This window comes from Vibrio sp. Vb339 (genome assembly GCF_902751245.1).
Lineage (GTDB): Bacteria > Pseudomonadota > Gammaproteobacteria > Enterobacterales > Vibrionaceae > Vibrio > Vibrio coralliirubri.
This window is the reverse complement of the sequence record NZ_CADDIS010000001.1, coordinates 1,999,282-2,009,645: the sequence shown is the minus strand read 5'-3', so window position 1 is coordinate 2,009,645 and position 10,364 is coordinate 1,999,282. Positions and strand designations below refer to the sequence as shown.

Genomic DNA, 10,364 nt, shown 5'->3' with positions numbered 1-10,364 from the left:
CTTTGAAACCGCGTCGCTAGATGTGGTGGAGTCGTCCTTGAAATACCACCCTTGTAGTTTTGATGTTCTAACGTTGGTCCCTGAATCGGGATTACGGACAGTGCCTGGTGGGTAGTTTGACTGGGGCGGTCTCCTCCCAAAGAGTAACGGAGGAGCACGAAGGTGGGCTAAACACGGTTGGACATCGTGTGGTTAGTGCAATGGCATAAGCCCGCTTGACTGCGAGAATGACAATTCGAGCAGGTGCGAAAGCAGGTCATAGTGATCCGGTGGTTCTGAATGGAAGGGCCATCGCTCAACGGATAAAAGGTACTCCGGGGATAACAGGCTGATACCGCCCAAGAGTTCATATCGACGGCGGTGTTTGGCACCTCGATGTCGGCTCATCACATCCTGGGGCTGAAGTCGGTCCCAAGGGTATGGCTGTTCGCCATTTAAAGTGGTACGCGAGCTGGGTTTAGAACGTCGTGAGACAGTTCGGTCCCTATCTGCCGTGGGCGTTGGAAAATTGAAAGGGGCTGCTCCTAGTACGAGAGGACCGGAGTGGACGAACCTCTGGTGTTCGGGTTGTCATGCCAATGGCATTGCCCGGTAGCTAAGTTCGGAATCGATAACCGCTGAAAGCATCTAAGCGGGAAGCGAGCCTTGAGATGAGTTTTCCCTGGCRCTATAAGYGTCCTAAAGGGTTGTCGTAGACTACGACGTTGATAGGCAGGGTGTGTAAGTGCTGCGAGGCATTGAGCTAACCTGTACTAATTGCCCGTGAGGCTTAACCATACAACACCCAAGGGGTTTTGTGGACTCAAAGACAGACCTTGAATGAGTTTGAAGAGACTTTTAAATCAGCTTTCCAGATTATTTTGCCTTCAGTTTTTAAAAAACTGAAAGTAAAAGCAAAATTTGCTTGGCGACCATAGCATTGTGGACCCACCTGATTCCATGCCGAACTCAGAAGTGAAACACAATAGCGCCGATGGTAGTGTGGGGCTTCCCCATGTGAGAGTAGGACATCGCCAGGCTTTAAATATCGTTACCTGTGTATACATGTAACAACATCTACAGTGTACTAATCTGTTGATGACAATTTGTTGGAGGGATGGCTGAGTGGTCGAAAGCACCGGTCTTGAAAACCGGCAACCGTTAATAGCGGTTCTAGGGTTCAAATCCCTATCCCTCCACCACTTATTCTTAGAAAAAAGCCTTTGATTATCAAAGGCTTTTTTTGTATCTGAAACATAGAAGAGTCACCTAACACAGATAGGTGATACATATGTATTTGATAAAACTGGCTTCTGGCGTGTACTATACATGCATTGCCACCCCTGTTTTTCTACAAAACTCCCATGACTACCCAAAGGAAGTCCGCTTCTCTTTGCTTACCAAAACGCGCCGTGAAGCGATCAAACGCAATACTCGTTTAGCCAGTGCGATCTGCTCTCTGTTCGACAGAGCACTTAATCAGTACATGCCATACAACACGTTTAAAGCCATTCTGTTGGTGTTGATTAAGCGTGTACGGCAAGAGTTTGATGCTCAAGTAAGGAATCAGCCTTGTCAGTATAATATTGTTGCTGATACCGCTCCACCAGCGCCTATCCTGGTTGCAACTAATAATCCTTTCAAGGATTTCAAATTCTTTGCCAACGAGTTGGATGAGTTCATTCAATCAAAAAGGCTAGAAAGCATTACGCATCTCTCAGTGACGCAACTGAAGCAACGTTGCACCGACTTCATTTACTTCATCAGAAAACGCAAGTTACCTGCGACCGCCAAAACCTACAGAGATAGCCTATTAAGCCGAGGGCTAAGTTCAAAAACAATCAAAGACTACCTTGCTGCCATAAGGCAGTTTTTCACTTGGTGTGTTCAGCGAGAAACGATTGCCAGCAATCCATTTCAATCCATCAAAACACCTAAATCAAGGGCCACTAAAGCGTCTGAACAGCGTTCTCGGTGGACTTTGGACGAACTCACGAAACTATTAACTTCAAGCGAGTACTGTCGCAGGGATAATCAATTTGATTGGGTAACAAGATTGCAGATCTACCATGGCTTAAGGCCCGCAGAAGCGTGCCAGTTATCAACAGCAGACATCAAGAAAGTTAATGGGATCTATTGCATCACATGTTCTGATTCAAATGAGAAGCAACGACTTAAAACCAAGAATGCTTACCGTTTGGTGCCCATCCATCAATCTATGATTCAATCAGGGTTTATTGAATATCTAGAAGAACGCAACCATAAGCGCTTGAAGCAGTTGTTTGACTATAAACCACACGGTAAGAACCATGACTGGTCTTTCCGATATAGAACACACCTCGGCAAGATACAAACGGATATAGGCATGAAGCCCAAGGAACGGCCAACCGCATATTCATTCCGCCATACGTTTATTGATGAGCTAAAAATGGCCGAGGTTGCCGAGCACGTTGTGTCGGAAATCGTCGGCCATGCTCACCCTAACATCACTTACGGGCGTTACGGAAAGAACACTGATTTACAGAAGCTCCATGAAGCTGTTAACGCCTTTCCTGTATTAGCGGGAGGAGATAATCATGCGTAAGCTCGCTCATTTTGAATTGAAGTCTGTATTAAGTGCTCTAGACGATGCTGAGTTCACCCAAAATTATGACTTCTCGAATCTAGTCGCATGCGGCATTAGCCTTGAAGCCATTAGGCTTGTCTACCGTCTAAAGACGGCATTAAAGCAAGATAGTGATTTAACGGTGGCGAATTACATCCAACATGTAAATCAGGTGTATACCGTTGTGGATTCATTCTACGGATTTAAAGAGATGCTCGGTTACGATGTGCTTTCTCAGGAGTTCGAAAGGGAAGAAAAGCTATTGCAGTTGATTGATTTCGTACAAAGCCATGGCATGGATATCAGCATTAAGACCCAAGGAATAGCATGGGCGATATCCGTGCGGCTTGAGTAAGGTGACTTGACACCTGAGCGCCGTGTACGGCGCTCTTATTGGTGTTCACAGTGATCACTCTCTACCTGCTAGTTCAGAAATGACAAAACTTTGTTAGGCATTTCAGGATACTGGAAAATTTCAGATAAACTCTGCTACTTCATAGTATTCGATTAACTACAAAGTAGTGTTTAGTGTTGATGGTGGAGAGCTCTTATCTGTGATATCAAGTCGTCACTCACACCCTCACCAAATGTACTGACCAGATTACGGCCTGGAAACGATTTTAAGCGCTCATCCAATGCCATCTCTCCGCAGACATACCACTCATCAACTTCTAGCGCTTGAGCGTGTGCGAACATGCGTCTATAAGGGTCATTGTCATCAGGGCGCAGCATTACGTTTTTATATGGAGCTAATTGGTTATCTGTAAACACATTGTGTTTGATGAGTAGATCTCTAGTGTAGTGTTCACCCGTTGGGTAAAGTAAGAGACCTGCTTCTGTTGCTGCGCGTGCTAGTTTCTGGGCTCCCGCACGATCTGGCTCGACATGTCTTAAAAAGTGGTCACTTGTGCTAAATGGTTTTTGTGATTTAAACGCCTCTCGTACTTTATCATGTCGGCTAAGGTATGCACTTGAGTATATAAGTGAGTGAGGGTCGAAAAATAGGATCTTCACAGCATTCTCCTTGGCTAACTAGAGTTGTTTCACCCCGACAATAATAATAAATGAAGTCGCGCTAACACAAATAATCAATAAGTTAAAATTATGTTTCTGCGAACTGATTAGTAAATTGTTTGGTGAGCACAAATTATGAGTTGCCGTTCTGAATCGTTGTTGGACACTTATGAGTTACGAGGTGCCAACAACCGTGAAGACTGTAGACGCATAAACATGTTAGTTTTTTTCAGCGTTATCTGCCAATTTGGTTTCGCAATGAATCGCTAGCGCTATCTAAACTACGGTGCGTGAAATCGTGTTTTAGTACCAATTCATTTTCAATGCTTTTACCTTGAAATAACACTTGGGAGTCATCTACAGTCGTAACAAATATTGGTCTGGATTCAAGCATAGCTTTGGATGTGCCCGATGCATCACAATAAGCGTTCAGACCTTCAATGCTTGTTGCCCATGAACACCCTAAGTTATCCACACATTCTGTTTCCCTACCTATTCTGTATAAGGTAATGACTTGGTTACTCGGAGTATAGATTTGTGGGAATTTAGATAAATCAAAGCGAAAACAATCATAAGCACCTGAAATTACGCCAGAAGTATATAGCTCAATAAACATTTCGTCTTGAGCATTTCCACGCATCATCTCAATAATTATGCCTTTATGACATGTAAAGAAATGCAGTAAACACTCCAAATTTTCGCCATGCTTGCTAGTATAAAAATCAAGATTAAGATCTTTACCCGATTTAATTGTTTTGTTGAGGTAATCTAGTTCGTTCTTGTTCAGGAACTCACGCTGTAAGTGATCTATATCGATGGCTATAGCACTGAGTAATGAAGTTAAATATTGGTTCAAACAGATATTCCTCAACGAATTTATAAGAGAAGGAGATATGCGTTTATCTCACTGTTAAAAAGAAAACAAATGACGTGATTCTCGAGAGTTAGGCATAATATGCGTCATAGTGTGGCTTGTCGTTCGTTTCTATGGCGTTTGTAATGATCTCCCAAGCGTTAGTTAACTGCGGCTGCACAGCTTCGGGGAACTGAACGCCTAGTTCCATTGACCTAGCGTGGCATTTTTCATTCATGTACTCATACAACGTATTTGCTTTAACTTCCGCATCTTCAATGTTTTTCAATAGATTAGGTGCTATCTGGTCTTTGCCGTTACCCCTGAACTCAGTCAGATTGAAACGGAATGAAAAATACACTTCCAGTATCTTCCTCACGTACGATTGCACTGCAACAGAATCACAATTTTCTGGTCGCTCTACAGCTTCTTTAACCTTGCTGATCAAGTAAGCATACTCGGATCTGTGATCTTTAAGTAGCTTAGGCAATGGGTCAATCTTAGATTGATCGCCTGTACGATTAACTAAGAAGAACTGTGCTCGCTTTGCTGTGCCCGTCTTAGTCCTACTGAAATAGGACAACCACGTTTTTACTAAGTTAAAGAACTCAAAGTTATGCGTAGAAATGAAAAGCTGTTCGACCTGCTCATGACCTAGCTTACTTTTGATAATGCCTAGAACGTTATAAATGTGGTTTGAATCAAGGCTACAGATCGGGTCATCCAAATACACGATAGGTTTGATGCCATTTAAGGATTCATCTTCTAATTGTGTAATGAAGTACGCAAATGCTATTGCAGTACGTTCACCATCAGATAAGTGCTTTGCTTCTCGATCTTCACGCATGAACTTATACGTGCCATCTACAGGCTTAATCTCTATATCAGTCTTACCGAAGTACTGTCGCAAGTTGTCGTTTAGACTATGCGCTCCCTGTTTAGTGTTATTAAGTTCAGCCTTTATCGCATCAATACGTGCCTGATTAGCGTTGATCTCGTTTTGTACGGTGACAGCAACATCTTTAAACGCCTGTATATCAAGCTGTGCTTGCGGGTGGTCGTAGTTCTGTGTTTCTTGGTACACATAGTGACATTTGATTGCTTCAATAGCCTGACGCTGCTCTGTGGAATGGTTAGCAGCCCGCTCATTGTGCGCTTTTATCGATGCGTTGAACTGCTCCATCAAGTCTGTAACTAGCGGTAAAGGGTAGTCTGATGCATTAAATGGAAGTACCTCAGCCATGTGCTCTTTCTTGTCAGTGAGTAACTTAACCAGTGACGCTTTTAGTTCTTCGACAGAATCATCGATTGGCTGGATTTGGCTTCTTAATTCGTCAAAACCTTTCTGTAGATCTGGGTAAAGTTGACTGGTATCTGGAATACTTAATGTGAATGTTTGTGATTGAACCGAAGTGATAGCAACATCAATCCTTTGGCTAAGGTCTTTGTACGCTTTCGAAAAATAAGCATTTAACTCATCAATTCTTGCCTGACTAATCGTGTTGTGACAGAACTGGCAGGTGGTATGTCCAGCGTTACGCTCTATCCCTTCTTCTACCCAGCTTCTAAGGCTTTTATCTGCATCCAACTCAGCAATAGTTATCTGTGTTACTGAAGTCGCCATGATTGATTCAATGTCACCCAAAATACCTTTCATTTCTGTGGTGCTAAGTTTAACTTTAGGCACGCTTGAAACAGCACTGGCTCTCGCTGTATCAATGCAAGCACTCATTTGTTCTGGTGTTAGATCATGGCTAGCTTCAGCAGATGCAAGCATGGATCTTACGCTTGAAGCGTTGAATGTAGACCTACCTAGAATACTCAATACCGCAACGTTTCGACCTACTTCAGTTAAACGATTGTTTTTCTCTTTTTCTTTGCTTGCTGCGAATCCTGTGTTTTGATCTCGCTTAACTTCCTTTACAGGAATAGCCTCTTCCAATCGTTGAAGCTCTGTTTCTATTTCGATGTTACGTTCACCTACGATCAAAACAGGGCTTACGCTTGATTTATCAAAATTAACGTTTTTAGCGATGTAATCTGAATTGAAAACACGTAGGTTTTCTATTTTTTGTAAGTTGTTACTTTTGATGGAGCTAGCTTCATGACAATCGACTTCAAAAGATGCCCCAGTGAAGCCTTCTGGTATTTCACCAAGCTGCATTGCTTGGAAAACACGTGAAAGCGTGGTCTTTCCAGAATAATTAAAGCCATAGAATAAGTTAAATTGATAGAAAGGTTGACCAGCGTTAGTGTTGGTATCCTTGAAGATACCGAAGTTTTTTATAGACTTTACGTTCTTAAACATGCAGATACCCCAACTAGGTGACTCTTCATTCTACTATGCATCATCTAAGATTGGATGTGACTGCTATCAACTTAGTTGCTTAATTTAATTAGGCGTTTGAATTACCATCCCTGAAGGAATTCTTCATGGTTGCCAGCACGGAATGGGGCAGATGTGAGTTAACTCATTCATGCCTGTTAGCGGTCGATGTTGGCAACTTGCCTCTAATTTAGGCCGAAAAAAACATACAATTATGTCGATCTCATGAACATTTGGGTGTTGGTACGGCAGTATCACCATGGTCTTGATTGATGTTTCTATGAGCGTTTACACCTAACCCATTTAGGCGATCATTTTCCCTCTTAAGGTGAAAGATCTTTTCTTTCAACACTTCAGTGTTAGTTTTCGATTCGGAAAGATCACTGGTTAATGTCTTAATCGTTTGTTCTGCTTTCTCTAGTGATTTGTGGACACTTTCAGAACGGGTGGTGGATATCACGAGCTGTTCTTTCGTTGCATCCAAAGCATTGTCAAGCTCGAGATACTTGAGCTCCAATTTCTCAAGTTCTAAGCGCCTTTCTTCTAACTGAGTCGTCAAAACGGTTTGCTCATTCAGTGCCACCGCATTTTTGGCGGTTAACTCGTTGATCAAGCGCAGAGAGCCATCCAGCTTAGTTTTGAGTTCATTGAAATCATTCTCCATCAGTTTCAAGCTCTGCGTATATTCAGAGTTAGCCTGTTCCAGTTCCAAATTCCTATCTACGAGTTCATAATTTTGTTGTTCAAGGCTTTCATTAATTGAAACCTGAGCGCGTACGCGCTCCTCTGTCGCTATTGTGAGTGTTTCGGCAGTGGTTCGAGCTTCTATCGCTTGTTCTTTCTCATTGAGCGCTCCTTGAAGCCTTGTTCGAGTCAATTGTTCATGATGGGCGTTTGTAATTTCATTGAGACGAACAATAAGCTCAAACATCGATTTTGCTAGTGCGGCCTCTGACAGTTTATAAGCTTCCTGAATCTCTAGAGGCAAAGGTTCAGGGTCAGTTGCGACGGTGCTGGGTAGAGTTTGGATTGCATCAGGATGTTTCACGAAAGCGGGGAGTATTCCCATTTCCGTAAGACGCTTTATATCGTTATCGAATGAGGTTGTTTTGCCTTTGAGTAGTACTTCTCGCACACGCCAGCCTTTCGGTTCTATACCTCTGTTTAGCAAGTCATTAACGACATTGATTAACTCTTCTTCTGTATATGATTTTGGCCTAGCCATCTTGATCACCTTTGTTCTCGTTATAAGTAGTGAAGTGTGTTGGCAACGTTAGTTAGTTTGTTCGTAACAAACTAACTTTGCTGCGTCTTCACTGGAAAAGTACGATGATTTGGTGATGTTCGTCAAATGGTGTTTTTTAAGAAAGTTGAATAAAATTAATTACTTAAAATGAAAGTTATCTATAGTAAAAACAAAAGACATTTCAAATTAACGGTTGTTTTTCAACTATGTGGATTTCGGTTGTACTGGTTATATTTGGTAAGCGAGTAGGGGAAATAGCGCTTTTTTCTAGTGATTAAAATTGAGATCTTATTCACAAATGGATGGATGGGCTGTTTCTCTAGGAAATACAGCTAAGCTAATACTCATTAGTCTAATGGTTGTTAGTCTAACGTTCGTTAGGCTAACGTTCGTTAGGCTAACGTTCGTTAGGCTAACGTTCGTTAGCTTAACGATCATTAGCTTAGCTTTCTCTAGACCAAATAAGCCCGAAGTATTTTGATGAAGTTTGATTCTGTAGGGGTGTTATAAGTCCATTATTAAGGACTTATAACGGTGTAAGCCCCTGGCGATGGCTATAAGGGCATTATAATGGACTTAAGAAAGGTGATTTTCTGACAGCGAGATGATGGTATTGCTTGTTAGCTGAACTGACCCATCAAACACAAACTATATTGTCTGGTATTCAATGGGTTGGTGGAGGTGAGTGCGTACTAAGAGAAATCTCCTGTTTCAATTCTAGCTATCATTTCGAGGACTTGTGCTTTTCCATCCGATCTTTTTAGTGCTTCTAAAGGGCTTACACCACCGAGTGGCTTTTTACTATTGCTTAGCCATTCATCGCATAACGCTTCATCATTAAAAATGGCCATCAGGCGTGACTTAATTTCAGCATCTAACTGTTCATTCATTTCTATTGTCTCCTAGAAGCAAGCAAAACCATGTTATTAGCCAGGTGCAGCAGAATCGGGCTTCGTGCATGTACATGGTTAAATCGATTTGATTGTTATCTATCACAAATTGTGGATCTTAACTTAGCAGAAACGGTGGTGAGCGTACAACGATAGACAATGAAATTTTGATCCCTATAAACTAATGATTTAACTAAGTTTTGTAGTGTTAGGTTTTAGCAATTCTTTAAGGTCGGTCATACAATGGTTCTGATTCTAGCTAGACGACCATCGTTGTTATGGATGATTGGCCGTAGATAAATGTGGTTTTTAGTATGTTATCGAATAGATACTGTCGTAACATCAAGTCTACAATGATGAATTAGTATTAAATGTTCAAATAAAACAAAAGCTTGAAAGTTGGTGTCGGTGTCGTTTCGTTAAAAACCTTTATGATCGGTCATGCTGTGGTTCTTAGTTCAACTAGCGCTGTATTTCATGATTGCTCGTAGATAAATTTGGTTTTCTAGTATTTTATCGATGAAGACAGCCATAACTCCAAGCCTACAATGATGAGTAATTCATAAATATTGAAATAAAACAATACGTTGAGATTATGTGGTGGTGTGATTTCTTTTAAATTCTTTAAGATAGGTAATGCAATGGCTGTGATTCGAGTAGGTAGCCCATCGTTGTTTCTCATGATTGGTCGTAGTGAAATGTGGTTTTCTAGTCTTTTATCGACGAAGACAGCCATGACTCCAAGCCTACAATGATGAATAATTCATAAATATTGAAATGAAACAATTATTTGGGATTGTGTAGTGGTTTGATTTCATTGAAATTCTTTAAGATCGGTCATGCAATGGTTCTGATTCTAGTAAGCAGCCCATCGTTGTTTCTCATGACTGGTCGTAGATAAATTTGGTTTTCTAGTCTTTTATCGACGAAGACAGCCATGACTCCAAGCCTACAATGATGACTAATTCATAAATATTTAAATAAAACAATACGTTGGGATTTTTTGTGGTGTGATTTCTTTGAAATTCTTTAAGATCGGTCATGCAATGGTTCTGATTCTAGTAGACAGCCCATCGTTGTTTCTCATTATTGGTCGTAGAGAAATGTAGTTTTCTAGTATTTATCGAACGAATACTGTTGTACTACCAAGTCAACAATGATGAGCTAGTGTTTTATGTTCATATAAAACAAGAGCTTGATAATTGGTGCAGGTGTGGTTTCGTGAAAAACCTTTAAGATCGGTCATGCTGTGGTTCTGATTCTAGCAGGCAGCCCATCGTTATTTCTCATGATTGGTCGTAGCGAAATGCGGTTTTCTAATATTTTATCGACGAAGACTGCCATGACTTCAATGATGACTAATTCATAAATGTTGAAATAAAACAATATGTTGGGATTGTGTGGTGGTGTGATTTCTTTGAAGTTCTTTAAGAGCGGTCATGCAATGGTTC

The 10,364-nt window shown here is 41.3% G+C and carries 7 protein-coding genes, 1 tRNA gene and 2 rRNA genes; 5 read left to right on the top strand and 5 right to left on the bottom strand.

What is annotated here, in order from left to right; genetic code table 11:
• From HRQ85_RS08730 to HRQ85_RS08710, 5 genes are all read left to right on the top strand, one after another.
• Positions 1-777, top strand: a 23S ribosomal RNA gene (locus HRQ85_RS08730); the annotation flags it as partial.
• A 126-nt stretch (positions 778-903) separates the two neighbouring features.
• A 5S ribosomal RNA gene (gene rrf, locus HRQ85_RS08725) occupies positions 904-1,019 on the top strand.
• Positions 1,020-1,090: 71 nt separating this feature from the next.
• Positions 1,091-1,181 (top strand) — tRNA-Ser (locus HRQ85_RS08720).
• An 89-nt stretch (positions 1,182-1,270) separates the two neighbouring features.
• Positions 1,271-2,563, top strand: a complete 1,293-nt coding sequence (locus HRQ85_RS08715; RefSeq protein WP_172379319.1) for a tyrosine-type recombinase/integrase — start codon at positions 1,271-1,273, stop codon at positions 2,561-2,563.
• A complete protein-coding gene (locus tag HRQ85_RS08710; RefSeq protein WP_108209592.1) occupies positions 2,556-2,939 on the top strand; it encodes a hypothetical protein in 384 nt (127 codons plus the stop codon). Before HRQ85_RS08715 ends, HRQ85_RS08710 begins: the two co-directional genes overlap by 8 nt.
• A 170-nt stretch (positions 2,940-3,109) precedes the next feature.
• On the opposite strand, the gene HRQ85_RS08705 is transcribed toward HRQ85_RS08710, so the two are convergent.
• The 5 genes from HRQ85_RS08705 to HRQ85_RS08685 form a co-directional block, all read right to left on the bottom strand.
• Entirely contained in the window at positions 3,110-3,598 is a 489-nt protein-coding gene (locus tag HRQ85_RS08705; protein ID WP_108209593.1) for a hypothetical protein, read from the bottom strand.
• Positions 3,599-3,833: 235 nt separating this feature from the next.
• Positions 3,834-4,454, bottom strand: coding sequence for a hypothetical protein (locus HRQ85_RS08700; RefSeq protein WP_016795498.1), 621 nt, complete (start codon positions 4,452-4,454; stop codon positions 3,834-3,836).
• Between the two features lie 88 nt (positions 4,455-4,542).
• The gene (locus HRQ85_RS08695) at positions 4,543-6,759 is read right to left on the bottom strand and encodes an AAA family ATPase (RefSeq protein ID WP_172379318.1); all 2,217 of its coding nucleotides are present in this window, start codon (positions 6,757-6,759) and stop codon (positions 4,543-4,545) included.
• 241 nt (positions 6,760-7,000) lie between these two features.
• The gene (locus HRQ85_RS08690) at positions 7,001-8,002 is read right to left on the bottom strand and encodes a hypothetical protein (protein WP_172379317.1); all 1,002 of its coding nucleotides are present in this window, start codon (positions 8,000-8,002) and stop codon (positions 7,001-7,003) included.
• A gap of 713 nt (positions 8,003-8,715) precedes the next feature.
• The gene (locus HRQ85_RS08685) at positions 8,716-8,913 is read right to left on the bottom strand and encodes an MbcA/ParS/Xre antitoxin family protein (RefSeq protein WP_108209596.1); all 198 of its coding nucleotides are present in this window, start codon (positions 8,911-8,913) and stop codon (positions 8,716-8,718) included.
• Between the last annotated feature and the right edge of the window lie 1,451 nt (positions 8,914-10,364).